Raw genomic sequence first — 23,433 nt, 5'->3', positions numbered from 1 at the left:
ATTTATTATAGCAAAAGAGCCAAGCTATTCGAAAACATCGAATATCCTGGCTCTCTTTATATTATATGATTCGCTTAACTCGCTAAGCTATCTTTTGCCACCTATTATATTGTTTAATTTAACGTATATATGTAAAAATGATCTGCCTCACAGTCATTTTTAACAAGCTTAAATCCTTTAGACTCTAGAGTAGAAATAACTTCATCATTATCAATATCTTTGTTCATATACACCATGTAGGTTTTATTATCATCTAGTACAGAATCTAAATTGTAATAGTTCACTTCATCTGTTACATATAGCTTTGGATGCTTATAATTTAATTCTATATCACCAAGTAATCTTATAGTCTTTGAATCAATTACAACACCATCATAATTATAGCAAGTCTTTTTATACTCAACTCTATCCTTTGAATTAAACAAGTAATACGGTTGAACTCTTTGATGCCAATGTAAGCAAAGAGCAATAATAAGCAAGCACATTATTCCACTGGTGATATATTTGTTTTTTATTACAACTGACATCATTTGGATAATTATAAAAGTAATAATAAGAGATAAAACAGGCATCGCCGGCATTACGTAACGGTCTATAGCCCAAGGAGCTGCAACAGCAGCTACCACATAATATGCTATAGCAGAACCAAATACATATACTATATCCAAAAAGTGGATGCTGCCAATCCACATTTTAACATCTTTTTCTATAAATTTATGTTTAATCAGCCTGTATGCAATATAGCAGATAGCTACAACAGCAAAAAGTAAAAAATATTTTTTACTTCCAGAGAATATACTCCTGAATAGATTGTCTTTATATTCATAGAGACGACCAAATATATTTAGAGCATTAAGATTTCCCTTAACATCTGCTCCTCTGTCTGTAAATAATATATGCACAATTGAAAATGGCCAAACTAACAAATATATCAAGCCAGTAATAATGTTATATTTTAAATATCTACGAATCTTAATCTTCTTTATTATCATGAAAACAAGATTCAAAACAAACATTGGAAAAATGAAAAACACTGCAAAATATTGAGTATACATGGCCAATGCTTCAATAATACATAGCTTTCGAATCACCTTCTTGTCATCCGCATAACCATCGTTAGCCCATTTCAAAGTGTTGTACAACAAAAAAACAAACCAAAATGTTAAGATTGCATACATTCTGTAAAAAGTTGCATTATTTACAAAATCGAAACTTAGCCCATAATATAGAACTGCAGCCAGAGCGCCCCAACTGTTATCATCAAATAGAATCAGCCCTATCTTATATATGAAATAACATGCTAGCAGAAGAAATGTGATATTAATTATATAACCTACAATCAATAAATTTAAACTAGGTACTAAAGAACAAATAGTTTTTATTACCAAATAAAACAGCGGCGGATGGACGTCAAAGGCTTGACAAAGAAATGTACTAAAATATGCAAATCTTTCTCCAGGCTGAACTGTATATTTACTCATTATGTCTTGTTCTGTAATCCAACAATTATTTGGATTTCTCATGGCTTCAATGGTATTGATTTTTTCATTTACATTGTCATTTTTTACTGCACTTATAGCCTCAGGAATTGTAACTACGGTCCAGTTTGCCAGTTGAAAAGATGCGTTTTCATCGAGATCCAATCCATCTTTTTGCCTAAAAATAAAAAAAGAATGGATAAATATTATTACAAGACAAATAAATAATAAAATCCTATTCAAATCAATGTTTTTATTACATTTAATCATCAGTTTTCTTTTCACTCTCCTCTTTTTTTCTTATTTCTCAAGACATTTTAGTGCAAATTATAACATAATTATCTTTCAAATAAAATTCTAATAGTCAACATAATTTAGAATTTGGATCAAAAAAAGGAGAGTCACCGCTCTCCTATAATATTTTTTCCATTATCTTAATATGTATTATTTGAAACTGAAGATTTACTTAATATATACACTTTAAAATAGTCGGCTTCAAAATCTAACTTCTGCATATTAAAGCCTTTGGATTCAAGATTCTTTAATATTCCTTCCATATAATTGTCCTTAGATATATAAAGAATATATGACTTATTTGAATCTACAACGGTATCTAAGTTATCATAGTTTTCATTATCAGTTTCGTAAAGCTTAGGATGATTGAAATTCAACTCGACTTCAATAAAATATCCACTAGAATCGATTAAAATTGCATCATATTTTGTATAATCATTTATATATTTGACTCTTTCAGAAGAATTATATAATGCCGTCGGCTGTATTTTATCCTGCCAATGAACGGTCAACATGACAATAAAGGCAGCCATGATTGTACCAATAACATATTTATTTTGTATTACTATTGTAATCATTCTGATTAGGATAAATACTATTATTAAACTAAATAATGGCATTACCGGCATTTCATATCGAGGAGTTACCCATGGTGATGCAACAGCTGCTATTACATAATATGATACAGCTACCACAAACAAATATATCATATTCATAAAATGAGTACTTGTGACCCATTTTCTTATATCATTATCCACCATGCAATGCCTAATGCACTTGTATGTAATAAGCATAATAGTTATAACACCAAATGCAATGAAAAATCGCCTACTATTTGAGAACACACTTGGTATTAGGCAACTATTAAATTCATGTATTCTTCTAAATAGGCTTAATGCAGAAAAATTTGCCCTTACCTCTGAGCCTCTATTTGTAAATAGTATATGAAAAATGGAGAATGGCCAAACTACAATATATATAACCCCTGTAATAACATTATATTTTAAATACCTACCTATTTCTTTCTTTTTGTAGACCATAAAAAATATGTTCAAAACAAACATAGGTAGAATAAAAAACACTGCAAAATACTGTGTAAGCATGGCTAAAGCTTCAATAACACATAGTTTTTTTATAGTCTTTTTATCATCCTCATAACCATCACCCGCCCATATTATAGTATGGTAAAGAAGAAAGACAAACCAGAATGTTAATGCTGCATACATTCTGTAATAAGTGACATTATTTGCAAAATCAAAACTCAGTCCATAATACATAACAGCTATTATTGCACCAATGATATTACCTCCGAAAATAATTTTGCCTAATTTATATAGAAAATAGCAGGTCCCCAAAAGGAAGATAATATTTACAACATACCCCACTATCATTAAATCTAAACTTGGAAATATCGCGCAGACTGTTCTTATAAACATGTAGTACAATGGTGGGTGTACGTCACTAGCTTGTAATAAATAAGTATTCAGGTAAGAAAATCGGTCTTCAGGTGAAACCGTATACTTATTCATTATGTCTTCATGAGAAACCCATGCATTAATAGAATATGCTCTTCCAAATGCAGTATGATACAATTCCTCTAATGTTGTTTCTTTTGTCATAACTTCTATTATTTCAGGAATTGTCACAACCGTGTTATTTGAAAGCATAAATGTACATGCCTCATCCATATAAAAACCTTCTTTTTTCTGAAAAATAAAAAAAGAATTAATAAATACTACAAGCATAACTGCAAATAATATTATCCTTTCAAAAAGCATTAATTTTCCAGATTTCTCTTCCATAGATAGTCACTCCTATTCCACTAATTTGCTGTTAATGAGTTATATTTGTCATTTTTATTGCTATGTGTATTTTTTATATAACAACAAACAATTTTAAGAATATATCATTAATGAATCAAAAAGCAATATCTATTTGAAATTTATTTTTTGTCAAAAAAAAGGAGAGCCACCGCTCTCCTAAAACCTATATTCAGCTGTCATTGCCATCAAAATAAAAAAAAGCGTTGCATGAATACCAAGTATCATAGGCATGCCAATAATAAACGGAAGCTTTCTGGTCTTGTGACCCCAGAAATACATACCTGCCCAGGTACCTAGGCTGCCGCCGAATAGACTGTATGCAAAAAGGGTTCTCTCTGGGATGCGCCATTCATCTCTGATGGCTCTTTGTTTATCTATTCCCATCACAGCAAAACCAGCTATATTAATGCAAATAAGATACGCAAAAATTATTTTTCTGTAGGTTGGATTACTTGTTATAGCTAATATTGAGTCTAAAATTTCCATCTAGTTTTTTTGCTCCTTCAGGTTATTCTTTTTCCATAAACGGAAGTACGAAATCATGATAAAGCATATCTATAATGGCCACCATTGGGATGGCAAGCAAAATTCCAATTACTCCAAACATCTTTCCCCCTGCTACGATTCCAACTAAAATCCAAAGACTTGAAACCCCAAGTGAATCTCCAAAAAGCTTTGGCTTTATCATATAGCCATCTATCAACTGAAGTATCAGGGTGAAAATCAAAAATATTGCTGCATATCTAGGTTCGACCAAAAGTAAAAGGAAACCGCCAATCACAGCACCAACTACAGGACCAAAGGTTGGAACGATGTTTGTAATAGCAACAACTACAGATACCAGTCCTACATAAGGAAGTCCGGCGATTGTCATAAATATGCCATTTACAGCTCCTACTATCATTGCATCAATAAGGTTGTAAACTATATATCTATTAAGGATTACATCACTTCTACCTATGATATAGGCCACCTTTTTATACTGCTTTTTAAATACAGCCTTTAAAAATCTTTTGCCGCTATCCTTAAGTCTATCCTTTTCTGCAAGGAAATAAATAGCTAATAAAATAGCTACAAATCCCTGTCCTACAGCCTTTCCCAAATCAGCCGTTGTAGACATAATTAAATCCATGTTTTCCGATGCCAGCTGTTGTATCTGATTCAACAAATCATTAGAGGAATCAATTAGTTCACTTAAATCCACCACTGAACTGGAAACCCCAATTAATTTGAGAGTATGCTGCAAACCTCTCACATAGCCATTAAAGTTTGCTGCAAAAGTCTTAACACTCTCGATAAGCTGTGGAACAATGGAAAATCCTATAAAAGTTAGCAATAGAATTACAGAAATAAATCCAAATGTGTTACCAAGAGTGGCTCTAATCTTTTCGTTTTTTATTTTTCCAAAAATCGTTCTTCTATACAGCATTGCAAGAGGATTTATGATGTAGGCTATCACTGCTCCTAAGAATACTGTGGAAAAGAACCCCAGAAAAGTTCCTATTCCATCAATAACATGGTTGATATTACTTAAAACTACAAACAGAATAACTCCTATTGATATTGAAACCGCTAAAGAGTACCATGGCTGATCTCTGAATTTTTTCATGTTGCCTCCATTCGACTAGTACATTTTCGCTCAATAATAATTATAAGAGTTAAATGTTAAAAAATCACCGATAAAATAAAGAATTTTCCTTTAAAAGCATTGAACATAAAAAAGCTCCCACATTAATAGTGAGAGCCTCATAACATTTTTGAATGTCCTGCTATTTTTTTACTTTGTCCAAACATAAGGTAGCTTTTCGCCTGCGAGGTACGCATTTACGTTTTCAGACATCTTGCGGCCTGACCATCCATCAACGTCTGTTGTAAGACCTGCGAAGTGAGGTGAGCAAAGCACATTTTTCATCTTGAGAAGTGGATGATTTGCTGGAACAGGCTCCTGCCAGTACACATCAACTGCTGCACCTGCGATAGTCTTGTTCTCAAGTGCCTCTACAAAATCCCTTTGATCAATAACTGCTGCACGAGCTGTGTTGATTACAAAGGCTGTAGGCTTCATTTTTGAGAACCAGTCCTTATTTACAATGCCCCTAGTTGAAGGTACTACTGGAAGGTGGATGCTGATGATATCAGACTCAGCTAGCATTTCATCAAGTGAAACTGCCTTAGCTCCTGTCTCCTCAATAATCTTTGCATCAAGATATGGGTCATAAGCAAGGATTTCCATGCCAAATGCCATAGCACGCTTTGCAACCTCACGACCTATTGCACCATAGCCAGCAAGGCCGAGCTTTTTGCCATAAAGCTCAAAACCGATGCCGTAATCTGTGTATGGATGATTCTCATCAAGTGGTCCCCAGATAACATTTTTTACATCTGGAACATCATAGATGTCATCAACAGGTGCACCAAGGTGTTCACCCATGAGAAGTCCTGCAACTGCTCTTGTCATGAAGCGTGTTGATGCAATCATCATACCCATGCAGTATTCTGCAACTGCCACTGCATTTCTGCCTGGTGTGTAGGTAAGTGGAATACCTGCAGCCTTGAGAGCCTCATTGTCCACAGTAACTGGTGTGCCCTTGGCAACGCCGATGAATTTCATTCCTGACTCAATCCATGCATTTATTGTATCTGTGCCGGCAACCTCATCACCAAGCACTACAATTTCTGCACCAATGCATTCTTCACGTATCATATCTTCTGTGACATTACCCTTGCCGTGCTTTAACTCACCGCAAATGGTAACCTCACACTCTTTTTTTATTTTCTCAAGTTCTTCCTCTGGAAGAGCTGTACATAAAGCTAATTTTCTCATTTTGTAAAAACCTCCATTTTATTTTACGCTACACAGCCTGATCGGCTGCAATTAAATCCTGCATTGCTTTCTCTGCCTCAGATGACATTGGCTCGTATGTGCCGAGAGTCTTTGCGATAACTGTTGTCTGAGCCATCTCTTCTGTGTAGATTGTGGCATGCATTGCCTGCTTCATGCTCTTTCCACAAGAGAACATTCCGTGGTTTTTAATGAGGCAAACAAGTCCTTTATCTCCAAGTGTATTTTTAACCTTGTCAGCCACCTCATCTGAACCTGGCATTGTAAAGCTAACAATTCCTACTGGTGTAAACTCACACTGTGGTGGTGTAATTGGACGAAGCTCTGGATTTTCTCCCATAGCACAAATTGTGGCATACATGCTGTGTGTGTGAACTGTAGCATTTACTTCTGGACGATTTCTGAGCACTGCTGTGTGCATTGGAAGCTCAGAAGATGGCTTGAAATTTCCTTCTATCCATTCGTTCTTTCCGTCCTCGTGCATTTTTACAACTGCAATATCCTCTGCTGTCATACCTGTATAAGAAATACCTGATGGTGTGATGCAACAGATTGTTGGATCCTCAGGTGTTCTCATGCAGATGTTTCCTGATGTACCATTTATAAGTCCCTTTTCAACAGCCTCAAGAATTGCTTCAAGTACCGTCTGTCTTGTATTTTCGTAATTCATTTTTCATACCTTCCTTTTGCTTTTTCTATAATTATCTTAGCCTTGCCACCTAGCGGAAACAAACTTGGTATTGCCGTTAGGTAGCGGAAAACTTTTTTAGTCTTTAGGAACTTAGTTTAGAAAGCCTGCATTAATATGGAAATGATATCTTCCTTTGTGATGCCTTGGCGTGGGTTGAAATTAAGCACGGGCTCCTTAAGTACATCTTCTGCAAGCATGTCAAAATCGCTTTCCTTGACGCCCTGTTCCGAAAGACTCTTGATACCAAGTGCCTTTGTCATGTTAAGAAGTTCCTTTGATAAGGCTAAAATATCCTCATCCTCATTTCCTGTAAGAGGAAGGTCAATTGCCTTTGCAAGCTCAATCATTTCCTTCTTGCAGCTAGGTGCATTGTAAGCGATTACATATGGAAGTACGCAAGCATTTGCCATACCGTGTGGAAGGCCAAAGTGAGCTGAAAGTGTATGCGCGATCCCGTGAACAAAACCAAGGTTTGCATTAGAGAAGCCAAAGCCTGTGATGATACATCCAAGCATCATGTTCTCTCTTGCTTCCATATCCTCACCATTCTCAACTGCTCTCTGAAGGTTCTTGTGGAAAATCTTAAGACCTTCGATAGAGTTGTACTTTGTAAGTGGGTTAGACATATTTGAAATGTATGACTCTACAGCGTGAGTGATTGCATCCATACCAGTTGCTGCTGTAACAGACTTTGGCATTGTGCGTGTAAACTCTGGATCACAGATTACATGTGAAGGTGTAATCTTGTTGTCGATTACTACATATTTGCAAACAGCCTTTGTATCTGTAAGAGCTGTTACGTTTGTAATCTCGCTTGATGTGCCTGCTGTTGTAGGAATAGCGATAAGTGGAAGAACCGGGTTTTTCACCATGCCAATTCCACCATACTGACCGATCGGACCATCGTTTGTCATAAGAATATTGACAGCCTTTGCTGAGTCGATGGATGAACCACCACCTATTGCTACAAAGCCCTGAACCTCCTCAGCCTTTGCGATGCCGTATATCTTCTCGATAAGCTCATTTGAAGGATTTGGCTCAACACCATCAAAAACTGTAACTACAAGGCCGGATACCTTGTTAAGCTCCTGAAGAACCTTCTGAGCTATGCCGGCAGCCTTAACGCCACCATCATAAACTACCATTACTCTCTTAAGGCCTTCTGCCTCGATGATTCCTGGAAGTGCCTGAACTGCATCTTTACCAAATGTTAAATCACTATGTACAAAAAAATTATAAGACATTAATGTTTCCTCCCAATTTTTTCTTTACTAATTTTGTCTACATAAACCTTACCTTCTTCCGACAACATCATCAATTTCTAAATTGCCGCATCGTAACGGAAATAAAAAACAGCCCCAAACCTTAAAAAGATTTGGGACTGTCACTACCAGCCAAGAGAAGATAGCCATTCAGCCACCTGTTGTTCTCGTTCTTTCTCTTTATTCAGTTGATATTTTCCAAGATTAAGTTCACCCTTTATCTGGCCATCAAGAATATAGAGTATCCTCTGGCATTTCCCACCAATTCGTATCTGACTGTTTGGAATGTTTAGAAATCTGCAAATTTGCATCTTATCTATTTCGCTTCGCTGATTCGCAAAATCCAACAGAGCCTTCTCATCTATCTCCCCAGTGTGCATCTGAAGAAAGTCTGGACTCTTTGCCACATTCATCAGATTGTCAATGGAACCAGATAAACTTACAAACAGCAGCACTTAAAGACCCAAAAGGGCTGCATTAACTGACATAAAAACGCAGGTAGCAATGGCTGTAAACTTGTTATTTTTTAAATCATTAAGAATAAGTCTCTGGTACATAATTACCCTCATTTTCCAATTCTCTTACATCTCCTGAGACAAAAACTAAAAGAGCTGACAGGGACAAGCAAATTCCTGCAATAATAATTGCCATGGCAGCTCCTCGGCCTACGCCACAGCCAGTTCTCTCGCCAATAAGATCTGCAGCTGCGCCGGAAACACCATAAGCTAACACATATCCCATCTGTGAAATAAAACCTATAAGTCCCCAGACTCTGCCCTGAGCATCATCTGGCACGTTGGTGCGGACCAGATAATCCAAGCAATTGTTGGCAAAAGGCAAGGTAGCAAAAAACATAAATCCAAAAATGCAGATTACAAAGATGTTTTCCAACAGGCCAAATCCCAACATAGCTAATCCGGATACAATCAACGCTATTCCTAGTATCTTTACATAGTTTCTCTTAATTCCTTTAATGCCAAGCAATACTCCACTTACAAGCATTCCGCTGGCGCAGAGGGTTTCTGCAACACCAAGGGTCTTAGCATCTGCAAAAGCCAGAATAAGAGGCTCAGCCAAAATCTGAAATACTCCCATAAAAAGAGTTATTAGAGCAGAAATGCCAACTAAGGTAAGTACTCCTTTTCTGGCGCAGAGAATATTCCACCCCTCCTTCATACTCTGTATAAGAGGCTCCTTCTTTTCTATTACCTTTGCTCCTATTCCTCGGCGTACCACTGCTGCACTTATTACGGTTAAGAAGAATGTACAGATATCGATGATGAGGAGCAGCTTTACATCGCTTATTGCCAGCAGGAAGCCTGCAATAATAGGCGACAACAGATATCTTGCACTACCTGCTAAAGATAACAGTCCGCTGGCCTTTGAATATTCTTCTTTTGTTAGAAGATCTGTAATCGTCGCTCTAAATGACGGTTCCAGAAGTGCCGAGAAGCATGCGCTAATAAATACGCCTATACAAATCTGGGTGACAGTAGCCTGACCTTTAATCATGCAAAGCAGGATATAAATTACTCCAAGGGCAGAGCATCCATCTCCAATCATCATTAGAAGTCGTCTGTCGTAACGGTCCGCAAGTGCTCCTGCTGGAACTGACAGCAGTAATGTAGGAAGAAATCCAAGGAGAGTTACCATTGCCATGCTGGCAGCACTGCCAGTCTGTCTGAAGATGTACACTCCAAGACCAAAGCTTGTTAGTCCTCCACCAACTGATGATATAAGTTCCCCAGTCCATAAAAGTAAGAATTTTCCAAAGTTGCTTTTTGTATTCATTTCGTCTCCCTGCCGACAGATTGTCTGTCGTTGCTTTTAATTAATGGGACCACCTATCACGGTAGGTCCCTAGTTATCAAAAAAATTGTGCCAGTGCTTTGTTTAGTGTACCTTCTTTTGCTCCCAAAATCCTCTCAATGTTATAAATAAAAGCTTTGCCCTTCTCTTTTTTCTGCTTTGGAGTCAGGTTTTCATTGTCATCGAAGGCTATATTGGAGTAAATCATAATCATCTCTGATGCTTCCAAAGGATACTTGGAGTCAAATAATCCCTCTTTGTTTCCCTCCTCTATAAGCTCTGCAAAAATCGGTACAACTCCGCTTATGAGCTTGTCCTGCATCTTCTGATTAAGGAGGGCATTCTGTGGCTTGTGCATCTGCTCCATCACAACATCCTTTGCGCTGCCTACAGAATTCAACGCCACCATAGCTAGGGTCAGCCGTTCGAGAATAGGTCTTTTCTTATCATGTACTATTACTCGTGCTGCTCCAATGGAATCTCTGGTCATCCTGTCTATGATGGCATCAAGAATCTCTTCCTTGGAACTGAAATGATGATATAGTGTGCCTCTTGCAATGCCAATCCTGGCTATAATATCGTTGGTGCTGGCACTATCGTAACCCTTCTCAACAAAGAGCTCCTCCGCCACATCCAGTATTTCGTTTTTTCTCTCTTCCGCTGTCTTAACTGTTCTCATATTAAAGGTCCATTTTGTTACCGACACCCTGTCGGTTGAGAACATTATAACCCCACATGTAATAAAAATCAAATATAACCCTTCCGCTCTTTTGCCTTCTCGATAAGCTGCCTTGCCTCTTCAAAAGCTTCAGGAAGATAATCTGCATTCGGAAACCTATAGCAAAAAAAACAGACCCAAGCCACTCTGACCTGGATCTGTTTTACACTGATTATTATTTTGCCTTCTGTAGAACAACAAGGAGTCCATCTCTATTTACTCTATCAACATCCTTTTCCCAGAACCAGTGATGCTTGTAATGATAGTATGATTCCTTTGATTCCTCTTTGGCATTTTTCTGTGTCATGTTGATGGCTGTGTAATCTTTACTATTAGTTCCGCCGCCATTCTTTCCAGAATGCATCGAATATGTGCTTACCTTAAGAGTTGATAAGTATCCAGTTCTATCTGTGTTTTTGAGAGGTGTCATATCAAACCCCATCTTCTCCAGATAATCCTGCATAGTCATATCCATGCTATTTACATGCTCCTGGAGCTTACAAATCTGCTTTTCTGTTAATGCTGAATGTGACTTGAGAGTGCTCTGCTTTGCAACCTCAGATTTCTGAGTATACAATTGCGCCTTAAGCTTTGTCTCGCTAATTCCATTTTCAGATTGCTCTAAGAACACGAGTCTGTTTTTTGTTGAGTAATCCTTAACTGCCTGAATAACACCATATTTACACTTCTCAACGTTTGAATTTTTATCGCCTGTGAAAATAGTGGCAACACTCTTCTTGTATGACTGAATGTAATCTTTGTCCTCCATAATCTTTTCATACTTTGATCTTGTAGTCTTGTCTAAAGAAGCCACCTCTTCATCTGAAAGCTTTACAACCTGATCCTGTAATTTAAGAATATCAAGCACTAGACTGCAGTTTTCAGCAAAATTCTGAACTCTCTTTTGGATGTCTGCTGCTGCTTTATCGATTGCCTCTCCGGAAAACATAGAGGTTTCCTTATGATAATCATAGAACAATTCATAAAGATTCTTGCAGTCGATAGATGCCTGCGGACCATCTCCATTCTTAGATCTAAGAGCTAGTGCCGCATTGTTCATGTCCTTAAAGATGCTAGAATTACCAGCACGCCAATCGCTACCTGTACCAATTACTGATGCCATTTCGATGAGCTTCTTCGTAGCACTAACCTTTGTATCTTCTACCCATGAATTCATCAAAGTAGCTGCCAACATAGTACTGTTTGTAAATTCATCGAAATCATGACCTATACTATTTAAAGCATCCACTACTGGCTCAAGTCTCTTTACAGATGCAATCAGAGTACCTGTCTTAGCGTCAGATTCGTCAATTCTGTCTTTAATTGTCTTGGCTATATCTGTTGATTTACTATCCAATCCCATAGCCTTCATAATAAGACCTTTAGCCTTATCTGCGTAGATTGATGAACCTGGGAGTGTCTTTAACGCTTTATCTAAAGCCTTATCATAGGCAAACTTAATGATTTCTGGCACCTCACCATTAACCTTATCCATTTCAACCTTTTCAGTTGCACCAGACTCGCCATAGGCCTTAGTTGCCTCTGGTTCTGTATCCATTTTATTGAAAAAGTCAAGGATATCGTCTAAAGTTGCGTTTTCCTCTATGTTCTTTGCTTCTTCTAAAAGCTTCTTTTCTCTATCTGCATCCTTATGCTTCTTTTCCAATTCTACAGATGTATAGGTTGTTTCTGACTCTACCTGATTGCATATTCCATACACAGTTGATTTCCAGTTTCCATCTGCATCACAGGACATAGTCTCATAGATCCACTCTGGCTGTACGATTGTTCCAATTGAACTTGTTGCCCCATAAACAGTAGGTGCTTCCACATGCATTTCTGGGCTATATACCTTCTCAAAAAAGCTTCCATCAGCGTAATAAGTTCTTGCAATTGTTCTGTTACTAGCGTCCTTGTAATACTTAACTAATACGCCATCACTTTCTTCTTCATTTGTGAATGTGTAATCTTCTTTTGAAGGAAAAATATTATCTAGCTTTTTTACAAGCTCATCCCAGGACTTCTCTGCAGTAACTTCTGGTGCTACTTCATTTTTTTCTGCAGTTTCTTCAACTGTTTCTTCAGCTACCTTTTCAACTGCCTCTTCAACTACATCTTCAATTGAATCTTCAGTTACAACCTCATTATTGATATTCTCAGCAGTCTCATCACTCTCAACAATTACAGCCTCTGGCTCTGAAGCATCCTCATTCAGCTCCATCATTATAGTCTCAGCAGTCTTAGCCTTTGCAGCTTCCTGCTCTGAACCAGCTTCCTGCTCTGAACCAGCTTCAGCTACCACCTCATCATTACTATTTTCAACAGTCCTAGCCTTTGCTATCTTTTCAATAGTGTCACTATTTTCAGTATCCACTGCATTTGTCATTATCTCTTCGGTTGGTGTTTCAATTGGTGTTTCACTTGAGCTCTCCACAATCTGTTCCACAGGCTGCTCCAGGTGTTCAGCTTCAGCTGCGAATGCAATTGATGACATACTAGACATTGTGATAATGGCTGCAAGACCACCTGCTAATACTCTTACATGATTCATTCTATTCTTCATAATTCTTTACTCCTTTTCTCAGTTACCCTATGTAACTTCATCAACGTTTTCCAAGCACTTGTTTTTTTACATGGCAAATATTAATAGTTTACTCATCACAATAGTGTCACACACAAAAAAAGACCGCCCAATCCATATCTCAATTAAAGAGACTTGGATTGAGCAGTCATAGACTTGATTTAAAAATTTATCTACAAAGACTACACTCTTCTAGCTGCGTGATATCCTGCATCCATTGCCTGGTAAATCATGGCAACCTTGTTGCAGTCGCCTATTACGTAGTACTCATCTACGCAATCACAAAGTGCGTCTACTTCTGCTGTCTTAGGTCTAAAACCAAATGCACACACTACGCTGTCAGCCTCTACAAGGAAGCTACCATCTGCGTTCTCAACCATAACGCCCTTGTCTGTGATTTCTGTTACCTTCGTATTTACGTAGCAGGTTGCGCTCTCATGTACGTGAGGCATAAGACCACCACGATAGAATGAGTTAACCTCCATTGCTACATCTGGCTTCATTTCGATGATTGAAACTTCATGGCCTTCAGCCTTGAATGAGCATGCTGCCTCAGCACCTACAAGTCCACCACCCATAATGGCAACCTTCTTGCCCAATTTTTCAGGATGAAGCTCAGCATCGATGGCCATGATTACGTTATCACCGTCAATGCCTTTGATTGGTGGCTTAAGCTCGTTTGAGCCGATTGCTACGAAAAGTGTATCTGGTGCAAATTTCTTTACATAATCCACATCTACTGTTGTATTTAAGACCACTTTTACACCGGCTCTTTCAACTCTGCGTTCTAAGCAGCCACAAAGCTTTTTGATATCCTCTTTGAAGAATGCACTTCCTGCTGGATGAAGATTTCCACCAAGACGAGAATCCTTCTCTACAAGAGTGACATCATGTCCTCGATTTGCTGCAGTGATAGCGGCCTCCATACCTGCTGGTCCACCGCCCACAACAAGAATTTTCTTTTTAAATTCAGGTGCTGGAACACCGTATTTTTCTTCAAGCTGTTGACCCTGAGTTGGGTTTACAGTACATTTAATCATTTCAAGCTGGCCTGTTGCCCCAAAGCATTCATAGCATCTCAAGCATGGGCTGATATCATCTGCTCTACCCTCTAGAGCCTTTTTTGGCAAGTAAGGATCTGCCACAAGAGCGCGTGCGATTTCCACCATGTCAGCCTGACCGCTTGCGATGATTTCCTCCATTTGAGCTGGGTCGTTCAAAGAACCAACACAGGCAACAGGTTTATTCACATGCTTTTTAATTTCAGCTGCAAGATAAACATTTACGCCCCTTGGGAAGAATGAGTTTGGATGAGTGCGGCAGAACATTGCAGGATCCTCATGATTTCCACAAGAGATGTTGAACATATCAACCTTATCCTCAACCATCTTTGCAATTTCCACATAATCAGAAAGTGTAAGTCCACCCTCCTGGAAATCATCACCATTCATACGAAGCTCGATTGCAACTGTAGGACCAAGATTCTTTCTTACCTCATCAAGAGTAAGTGATAAAAATCTTGCACGATTTTCTAAAGAGCCACCAAACTCATCGGTTCTGTGATTGAAAATCGGAGAAAGGAACTGGTTGAAAAGCCATCCATGGGCTGCATGAACCTGAACCATGTCATACCCTACATCCTTGCAAAGCTTTGCAGCCTTTCCATAGGATTCGATGATTTCATATATAAGCTCCTTTGGCATTTCATATACGTGACCTGCTGGCATGTCCATTTCACTTGGACCATAGGCTTTTTCAGTTTTTCCGATATCCCCACCAACAGAAGCAAGGCCACCATACATTCCACCGTGAGAAAGCTGAATATTTGCAAGTGCTCCTGCATTGTGAATCATTCTAGTAGACTCAGTCAGTCCCTGACGCACACCAAAGGCATCTAGCTGAAGCTGCTTGTTATGGCTCTTTCCTGTTTTAGAATGAGGAATTGCCTCACCATAGGTAACAACTGCGCTACCACCTAAAGCCTTTTCCTCTAGGTAGGCTGCCATCTCTGGGGTAAACAGACCCTCTGTTGTAATCATGCTTGGACTGGTTGGAGCCGCGATGATTCGGTTCTTGAGTTTTAAATTTCCTACTCTTATAGACTTAAATAAGTTTGGATATAGATCCTTACCTGGGTATCGTGTTGACATATATACCTCCCTATAGATGTGCGGCCTCCAAGTATTTCATGCTCCCGGAGGTCACCTCCCATACTTTCGCTGCGGTCCAGTGGGTCCTCACTCGGTATGGGGCCCCCCTCCTCGCGCTTGCCAAGGTTATGAAGCCGCACTCGCTGACAATTTATTTTATGTACTCACTTTACCCACGAAAAAACTCCCACGCAATTTTATTATTTCCGCTCGTTGGCGGAAATCGTGAAATTGAACCGTTGTGATTGACAGTGATAAATTACCCTTAGGAGAAAGTAATAATTGGGAGGAATGGGAATGAATTCAGAAAAGAATTATCTTTTAGGTATTGACCTTGGAACTACTAATGTCAAGGGCAATATTATGGATACTGATGGCAATTTAATTGCTACTGCATCTCGCAGACTTGGGAAAATTTTTCCAGGACAAAACATGATTGAACAGGATCCTGATAAATGGTGGAGCAGCACCATTGCAATCCTTAAATATATGACTGCATTGGCAGGGGACGATGTGGTAAACAATATCAAAGGAATTTCTATCAGCTCGCAGTGTCCTACTCTTCTACCACTTGATGAAAATGGTGAACCTGTTCACAATGCCATCATTTATGCCGATGGCCGTTCAGTGACAGAAACAAATGAGGTTACTGAAAAAATTGGATATGATAATTTCGTTAAAATCGTTGGCGGACAGCCAAGCGTAGCATTTCTTCCTGGAAAAATTCTCTGGTTCAAGAGAAATCTGCCAGAGGAATTTGAAAGAACTGCCACCATCATGCAGGCCAACAGCTACCTTAACTATAAGCTCACGGGGGAGCTTACTATCGATGTAGATACTGCATCCCGAACTCAGCTTATGAATTTAACCACCCTTGACTGGGCAGATGAAGTGGGTGACGCTATCGGAGTTTCACTTTCTGATATTATGCCACCAGTCAAAAACTGTACTGAGATAATTGGGTATGTTACAAGGGAAGCTGCATCACAAACTGGTCTTGCAGAAGGCACTCCTGTGGTGGCTGGTTGTTCCGATGCCATGGCATCCATGTATGCTATCGGCCTTTCAAAGCTTGGTGATGCTGGCGAAAGTGCAGGCACTTCCTCACTTATATTTGCCAGCGCTCCAAATGCTAGTGCCTGCGATGTTCCTGTTGTCACCAGACCTGTTGGCCTTGAGACTATGCCATTCGTCTATGATGGTCCTATCGGAACTACTGGCGCTGCCATCAGGTGGTACGTGGAGCAAATGGGTGAGGCCGATGTAGCAAGCTCCATCGAAGCAGGAAAAAACATCTACGATTATATGAATAAAGTTGCAATGAAAGTGAATCCAGGCTCAGACGGATTGTTCTTCTACCCGTATATGGCTGGTGGCGAGCGGGCGCCACTTTGGAACTCTCACGCCAGAGGAATGTTTATCGGACTTAATCTCACAACAGATAGAGCTCACATCATTCGCGCTATTTTTGAAGGCACTGCATTTGCACTTCGCCATGTAATGGATTCCATCAAAGATGCAGGTGGTGTAGCTGAAAACCTACGTATTACAGGTGGTGGCTCTAAGTCTAAAACCTGGAACAAAATAAAAGCTTCCATGCTTCACATGCCGGTGTATGTGCTAGATGATATTTCAGGAGATGTTCCTTTCGGAGATATTCTTTTAGCAGGTCACGCTGTAGGAATATATCCTGACCTTTCAGAAGCTGTTAAAAAAATGGTTAAAATAAAAGAAGTCATAGAGCCTATCCCTGAGTGGGAAGAAGCTTATGACAAGCTATATCCTTACTATATCGAAATGTATAAGCATTTGGATGGTGATTTGGCAAGACTTCAGAATACGATAGCGAGTTTCTAAACACAAAAGGTGCCCCTCAGATTTGGGACACCTTTTGTGTTTTTTAATTAAAATTAAAGCCTTAATTTTTAAAGTATGTCCCTTCAGCTGTTCACCCATTCACACTTATTTCATATTTAATTCACAGATTTTTGATAAAGTCTATTAATAAACTACAAAGGAGACTACATACATGCTAATCAAAAAATACTTTAGAGCGACCTGTTCTATTGCTATTGCTTTAGCGCTGGCATTGCAATCCAGTGTTACAGCCTTAGCAGCCCCTGATGCCTGGAAGGATCCATCTCAGATGGGAAGTGTATCAGTAACCGAAGCCTACAATATCAAGGATGATTTCTACACTACAGTAAATCACGATTGGCTTACATCGACTGCAATTCCTGCCGGCAAAGACAACTATGGAGAGTTTGGTATTCTTCAGGAGCAAAATGATGCAAATTTAATTGAAATAATGAAAAAGTCTGATTCAGACGATTTAGACCAACAGCTTTTTCATACCTATTATGAATTTCTCTCTGACTGGGATACAAGAAATGCTTTAGGATATGCACCAATAATCCCTTTTATTGATTCTATCCGCAACATTTCTTCCCTGGATGAGATGAACAAATTTCTTGTAAATCCCGATGCAAACGTACTTGAAAACGGAATAGTTAGCTACTACAGCACTGTTTCCTTTGATGATCCAACGAAATATGCTTTAAACATTTCTGAAGGTGTATTATTTTTACCTGATGCAAACGACTATACTACACTGTCCGATTTAGGTTCCATCTATAAGGATATGTACACTGATATAGCCAGCTATATGCTAAAGCGTATGGGATACTCGTCAAGGGAAACAAAGAAAATCATAAAGGACTGTTTTGCTTATGAAGCCCTTCTTGCCAAAAACATGTATACCCAAGACGACCAGAACGCACTTGACTATTATGAAAAAATCAACAACGTTATCCCTTTAGCTGATGCTAAAGCACTCCTGGGAAATTACCCTATTGAGGGTATTCTTAATAGTGTAGGCTTTACAGATATAGACAATGTCGTAGCCGAAAACCCAAAATATTTGGCTTCTGTAGGCAAGCTTTACAACAAAAAGAACTTATCTCTCATGAAGAATTATTTTATAGTTCATACTGTTGTCTACTTTAGTGATATTTTGGACAGGGAGACCTATGAGACAACACAAAAAATACAAAATGACGCCTTTGGTGTGTCTGGTATGAAATCTGATGATCAGTACTATTTAGACACAGCTGAAAATAACCTTTCTACAGTTATTGATAACGTTTACATTAACAATTTCACATCTGACAAGATGAAAAAAGATATTGAGGGCGTCATCAAGGATTCTATCGCCTACTACCGAACAATGCTTGCAAATGAGGAGTGGATGTCTCAGGAAACAAAAGATGCCGCTATACACAAGCTAGATTCTATGGTTATACATGCAGTAAAGCCTGATAAACTCATAGACCACAGCGGTTTAGTGTTAATACCAAAATCTGAAGGTGGCAACCTTGTTGTAGCTTCATTAATAGCCATGAGATATTGGTGTCAGGACAATTATAAAAAATATAAAACAACAAAAGACCGTAATTACTGGGATTACAGCATCATGTATATGGTTAACTCATACTACAGCTTCACAGATAACTCAATCAATATTATTCCTGGTATCTGTGGTGGAGTGTTCTACAATGAGAATATGACAAAAGAAGAAATTTACGGCGGCATTGGTGCGGTTATAGGCCATGAAATCTCTCATGCCTTTGATTCAAGAGGCGGACAGTTTGATGCCTCTGGTGCACTGGCTGACTGGTGGACAGCTGAAGACAAAGCTGCGTTCAATGGCAGAGTTTCGAAATTAACTACTTATTTTGATAATCTCAAAGTAAGCGATACAATGGGCAACTGCAATGGTGTAATGTTAAGCGGCGAAGCTATCGCTGACATGGCTGGTGTAAAATGTATGCTTAGCCTTGCTGCAAAAGAACCAAACTTTGACTACAATAAATTCTTCACCAATTATGCAGTAATGTGGCGTCGATTAATGACATCAGAAAATGAGTTATATCGTATGTCACAGGATCCTCATCCTCTTTCTTACCTGCGTACAAACCTTGTTCTGGCTCAGTATGACGAATTCCTAAATACCTACGGAATCACAGCCACTGACGGAATGTATATTGCACCTGCTGACAGAATCGCAGTATGGTAAACCCAAAGGCTTTGCTTTAAAATCTATTCATAAAATATATTTGCCCCCGTTAAAGATGTTGTCCTTAATGGGGGCATTAATTATTTTATTCCAATCCTCTGCTAATATTAAAAGTCAAATCCTCAATGGAAGTCCCGTCAAATAGAGATTTCAATTCTTTTTGGTACTGGGCGAAGGCCATGGCCATGTAATAGAATCGACCAAGGCTGTGCATTTCCTTTGCTGGCATCAGCACGTACATCACTGTCTTTATATTTCTACGCTGTTTGCAAGACAAATCCTTTCCCAAATCTACCAGGCTGACCACAGTTTGCTTTATCTCATTGCAAACCTGATAGCAAAATAAAAATCCATTATTCAAGCTACAGTAGTAATCCTCGTCTAAATCAAAAGATTTAAGGCTAGTTATTCCTGTCTGTTCTTTTAATGTTTTCTCTATATAGAAAAAAGCAGTATTTAGATTACTCTTATCAGGCAGTCTGTAGCAAAGCTCTGGCAGGAAATATTTGTCCATCTGAAGCTTTGGTTCCTGGTATAAATATTTTATTTTCAAGCTGGTCAGATACAACTCAATTCCTGCCCTGTCATCTTCCGAAAGAATTGGTGATACTGTCAAAACAGGGGTGTTAAAATATTTTCTGAAATCATCCATCTTTACTGTAGTAAGTACAAACTGAATACTATCCTTTTCAATCTGCTCTTTACTGTGCATCGAATATGGTCCATGCAGATCCAGTACTCCACCATAGTAGCGACGCAATTCTTCCATCAGATAGTGGGTCATGCTTTCGTTGTAATGGCTGATTACAGCTGTAGGTATTCCCTGCCCTCGTTTTTTATTGTAGCGTGCTTCCTCGGAAAGCATGATAAATGGCAGCAGATAATCCTCCTCTTCTTTTCCAAGAGCAATTTGGCATTTTTCTGAAAGATAGTTACCCATGTAATGGGCTATATCACCTAAAAATGGATTCTTCTTTCTTAGCTCATCGCCCAAAACGTGATTCTGTAAATGAGGTGCCACAATACCACTGACAAGTGCCTGAACATGACGAGTCAGATCCACAAAAAGCTTGTCATCCTCCATGAAATCAATACCGTATATACGATACAACTCAGCAAGCAAATCATTTACTATTCCGTGACATCGTATATCCGTATTATTTAAAACATAGTTTTTAGAATAAGTCTTAAGACAAAGGAATTCCAGCTGCTGCTTTATTTGAGACAGATAATAATATTCACCTTGGGATAAAACTATATTCTGCGCAGATGCCAGAGTATCTAAAACTATTTTTATATCTGGGTCTATTTGAACATCATCATCGTAATTATCTATAGTATGTCCGTTCTTTACCCTAAAAAGCATGACAGCAATAGCCAAAGTAAGATAAATAAAGGCATAGTCATCTAGATGTGTGCCAGACTCAAAAAGCGTATTTTTTACCTGCTTTTGAATATCTCTAAGCAAATCCTCTTTGAACTCTTCATGCTTTAAAACGATACCTTCCTTGGAATCGTAATCCCAGTTTTTTGCATAAAATCTGGCAAATAAATCACGTTTCTTTTTTTCTTCATCTGCCAGACGAATAGAATTGTCCTTTCGCTCAATTTTCAAATAAGGATGCTGTGAAAATATCATTTTTCCAAGAATCTTGATATCCTTCTCAAGAGTGGTATTACTGATATACATTTCATCCTCTAAAATTCCCAAATCATACCAGCCATCATATCGCAGTAGCTTTAGAAGTAGTGTATTTAACCTGTCTTCCTTGGTGATGTAGTTTTGATCCTCTGAAAAAATCTGAAGCAGAACATTCCTGTCATCCACCTGGATGGTGTAGCCCTTGCCATGAACAGCCACCACCTGTACACCTGCCTGGCTAAGTGCAGTGTTGATATGACTTACATCACTTCGAATGGTACGCTCACTGACACCTATTAGTGTTGAAAGCTCCTTTCCCGTGACTATCCCATGCTTAGAATTCAATAGGGACAGTATTTTCTTTTCTCTTGAAGGAATATTGATTTTTCCCATAAAAACTCCCTGACAAAATAATTCTTCAAATGTCCTAATACGTCAAAAGGGCTCTCATTTTGAGAACCCTCTTCATTTTTAATTTAATTTTTTCTTTACGAAAGCATAAGCGATTGCAGACGATGTCATTCCTATAGCGGAAATAATATAGACGCCAGTTGTGGTTGCATCTCCAAACAATACCTTTGACAAAGTATTTGTGATATATGGTGATACGGTCTGACCAAAGTTTGCCGCTGCTGTAAAGCCTGCACTGGCAAGAGCAACTGCAACAGGAGGCACTGCATTACTTACCTCAACAAATCCTGATGGCATATATATTCCCTGCGAAAAACCGCAAAATAAAGCAGCTACAATAAGCATCCCATAGTTTTCAGGGAACATTACAAGAAGTGCTGCTCCGATGGCAAAGCTCAGCATGGCTGTAGGTAGCACCATCTTTTTTGTAATTTTTGTGATTACTCCAAGGATAAGTCCCACTATAATCTGAGCTCCTGCAAAAACACTTGTAAGCATTCCTGAAACTGCACTGTCCCCGGCAAGGCTTCCACCGATATGCATTGCAATGTTGGTAGAGAACGTAATTAAAAAGAACATCTCCAAGAATGCAAAGATATATACAGGAACCACCTTGGAATTAAGGGCTACCTTTTCATTTTCAGTTTCAACAGCTTTTCCTGTGTCTGGAAGACAAACAAGTATGGCTACCAGTGATATAAAAGCTGCTATATTTACATAATATGAATTTGCAAAATATGTTTTACCAAGCCAACCTGTTATAGCTGAAAGCACCATCATTCCAGCACCTACGCTGGCGGCCTGAAAGCCCATAGCTGATACTCTCTCATCACCCTCAAAGAATTCTGATACTACAGCTGTATTAAGTGCAGTACAGATTCCAAGTGGAATTCCATAAATAGCACGCATCGCAAATAACAGGTAAAAATCATCTGCAACAAGCGGTAGCAAGCCTGCTATTCCAGCGATGGCACATGAAAAAAGCAGAAGATTTTTCTTGCTGACCTTTAACACAAGCCATCCTGAAACAATGGATGATATCACACATACAAATGCAGGAATTGTAATAAGCATCTGCACCAAACTCACATCAATATTTGAATAGTGAGTTCCGATGGCGCCAATCATGGGGGACATTGCTATCTGCAATCCCTGAATCAAAGAGATTGACGCTATCGATATATATAATCTTACTTTTTTACTCATGTCTCTTATTCATCCAGTTCAAAAAATAGTGTAGTGTATCTACCCATATCGTAGAATACCGGCTTCACTGGAAGAGGGAGTTTTGGCTCAATTTCGCGACCCTTCTTTTTAGAAATTCCAAGGATTACAGCGTTGATTGAAGGTCCTTCCTCAAGCTGAACCTCTCCACACACGTACTTAAGACCTTTGTCCTCAAGCTCCAGTCTGGCATTTAAGATACCTGTGAATACAAAACTTTTCAGAGTACCTTTTCCACTAAGCTCTACCCACTCTGTCTCATGATATCCACATTCATTACATGCAAGATGTGGAGGAAATTCGATAGCACCACATTCCTTACACTTTCTTGCTAAAACCTTTCCTTCTGCAAGACCATTCCAGAATTTCTCAACAATGTGTTCAGGATTCCAGAAGTCTTCTGTCTTAATTGTATTTTGATTTTCCATTTTGC

At 38.7% G+C, this 23,433-nt stretch carries 17 protein-coding genes; 2 read left to right on the top strand and 15 right to left on the bottom strand.

Features of this window, described 5'->3' with window-relative positions; all coding sequences use genetic code 11:
- Positions 1-113 precede the first annotated feature (113 nt).
- The 12 genes from BLV53_RS06595 to BLV53_RS06540 all read right to left on the bottom strand — a co-directional run bounded on the left by BLV53_RS06595 (position 114) and on the right by BLV53_RS06540 (position 15,648).
- Entirely contained in the window at positions 114-1,643 is a 1,530-nt protein-coding gene (locus tag BLV53_RS06595; RefSeq protein WP_139298929.1) for a glycosyltransferase family 39 protein, read from the bottom strand.
- A gap of 269 nt (positions 1,644-1,912) precedes the next feature.
- Entirely contained in the window at positions 1,913-3,574 is a 1,662-nt protein-coding gene (locus BLV53_RS06590; protein WP_090298842.1) for a glycosyltransferase family protein, read from the bottom strand.
- Positions 3,575-3,751: 177 nt separating this feature from the next.
- Positions 3,752-4,081, bottom strand: a complete 330-nt coding sequence (locus tag BLV53_RS06585) for a DUF1294 domain-containing protein (RefSeq protein WP_090298839.1) — start codon at positions 4,079-4,081, stop codon at positions 3,752-3,754.
- A gap of 22 nt (positions 4,082-4,103) precedes the next feature.
- Positions 4,104-5,204, bottom strand: a complete 1,101-nt coding sequence (locus BLV53_RS06580; protein WP_090298837.1) for an AI-2E family transporter — start codon at positions 5,202-5,204, stop codon at positions 4,104-4,106.
- 168 nt (positions 5,205-5,372) lie between these two features.
- A complete protein-coding gene (locus BLV53_RS06575) occupies positions 5,373-6,419 on the bottom strand; it encodes an NAD(P)-dependent oxidoreductase (protein ID WP_090298836.1) in 1,047 nt (348 codons plus the stop codon).
- A 28-nt stretch (positions 6,420-6,447) separates the two neighbouring features.
- A complete protein-coding gene (locus tag BLV53_RS06570) occupies positions 6,448-7,107 on the bottom strand; it encodes a class II aldolase/adducin family protein (RefSeq protein ID WP_090298835.1) in 660 nt (219 codons plus the stop codon).
- Positions 7,108-7,223: 116 nt separating this feature from the next.
- Positions 7,224-8,372, bottom strand: a complete 1,149-nt coding sequence (locus tag BLV53_RS06565; RefSeq protein ID WP_090298834.1) for an iron-containing alcohol dehydrogenase family protein — start codon at positions 8,370-8,372, stop codon at positions 7,224-7,226.
- Between the two features lie 143 nt (positions 8,373-8,515).
- Entirely contained in the window at positions 8,516-8,845 is a 330-nt protein-coding gene (locus tag BLV53_RS06560) for a hypothetical protein (RefSeq protein WP_090298833.1), read from the bottom strand.
- A gap of 79 nt (positions 8,846-8,924) precedes the next feature.
- The gene (locus tag BLV53_RS06555; RefSeq protein WP_090298832.1) at positions 8,925-10,181 is read right to left on the bottom strand and encodes an MFS transporter; all 1,257 of its coding nucleotides are present in this window, start codon (positions 10,179-10,181) and stop codon (positions 8,925-8,927) included.
- 76 nt (positions 10,182-10,257) lie between these two features.
- Positions 10,258-10,950 (bottom strand): TetR/AcrR family transcriptional regulator, encoded by a 693-nt coding sequence (locus BLV53_RS06550; RefSeq protein WP_242879040.1) that lies wholly within the window; start codon positions 10,948-10,950, stop codon positions 10,258-10,260.
- Positions 10,951-11,092: 142 nt separating this feature from the next.
- Entirely contained in the window at positions 11,093-13,480 is a 2,388-nt protein-coding gene (locus tag BLV53_RS06545; protein ID WP_090298831.1) for a hypothetical protein, read from the bottom strand.
- A 200-nt stretch (positions 13,481-13,680) separates the two neighbouring features.
- On the bottom strand, positions 13,681-15,648 hold the full coding sequence (locus tag BLV53_RS06540; RefSeq protein WP_090298830.1) for an oxidoreductase: 1,968 nt from the start codon (positions 15,646-15,648) through the stop codon (positions 13,681-13,683).
- Between the two features lie 297 nt (positions 15,649-15,945).
- Between BLV53_RS06540 and BLV53_RS06535 the strand changes: the two genes are divergently transcribed.
- The gene (locus BLV53_RS06535) at positions 15,946-17,505 is read left to right on the top strand and encodes a xylulokinase (RefSeq protein WP_090298829.1); all 1,560 of its coding nucleotides are present in this window, start codon (positions 15,946-15,948) and stop codon (positions 17,503-17,505) included.
- Between the two features lie 172 nt (positions 17,506-17,677).
- Positions 17,678-19,723, top strand: a complete 2,046-nt coding sequence (locus BLV53_RS06530; RefSeq protein WP_090298828.1) for a M13-type metalloendopeptidase — start codon at positions 17,678-17,680, stop codon at positions 19,721-19,723.
- 85 nt (positions 19,724-19,808) lie between these two features.
- Here the strand turns inward: BLV53_RS06530 and BLV53_RS06525 are convergent, their stop codons facing one another.
- The 3 genes from BLV53_RS06525 to BLV53_RS06515 form a co-directional block, all read right to left on the bottom strand.
- Positions 19,809-21,758 carry a BglG family transcription antiterminator gene (locus BLV53_RS06525; RefSeq protein WP_090298827.1) on the bottom strand — a complete coding sequence of 650 codons (1,950 nt, stop codon included), beginning with the start codon at positions 21,756-21,758 and terminating at the stop codon, positions 19,809-19,811.
- Positions 21,759-21,836: 78 nt separating this feature from the next.
- Complete coding sequence (locus BLV53_RS06520) at positions 21,837-22,982, bottom strand: MFS transporter (protein ID WP_090298826.1); 1,146 nt, start codon at positions 22,980-22,982, stop codon at positions 21,837-21,839.
- Positions 22,983-22,987: 5 nt separating this feature from the next.
- Positions 22,988-23,428, bottom strand: coding sequence for a Zn-ribbon domain-containing OB-fold protein (locus BLV53_RS06515; RefSeq protein ID WP_090298825.1), 441 nt, complete (start codon positions 23,426-23,428; stop codon positions 22,988-22,990).
- Between the last annotated feature and the right edge of the window lie 5 nt (positions 23,429-23,433).

Origin of the sequence: Pseudobutyrivibrio sp. ACV-2 (assembly GCF_900107545.1) — a bacterium.
In the GTDB taxonomy this organism is placed as follows: domain Bacteria; phylum Bacillota; class Clostridia; order Lachnospirales; family Lachnospiraceae; genus Pseudobutyrivibrio.
Note: the sequence above shows the minus strand (reverse complement) of the source record. Positions and strands in the feature narration are given on the sequence as shown.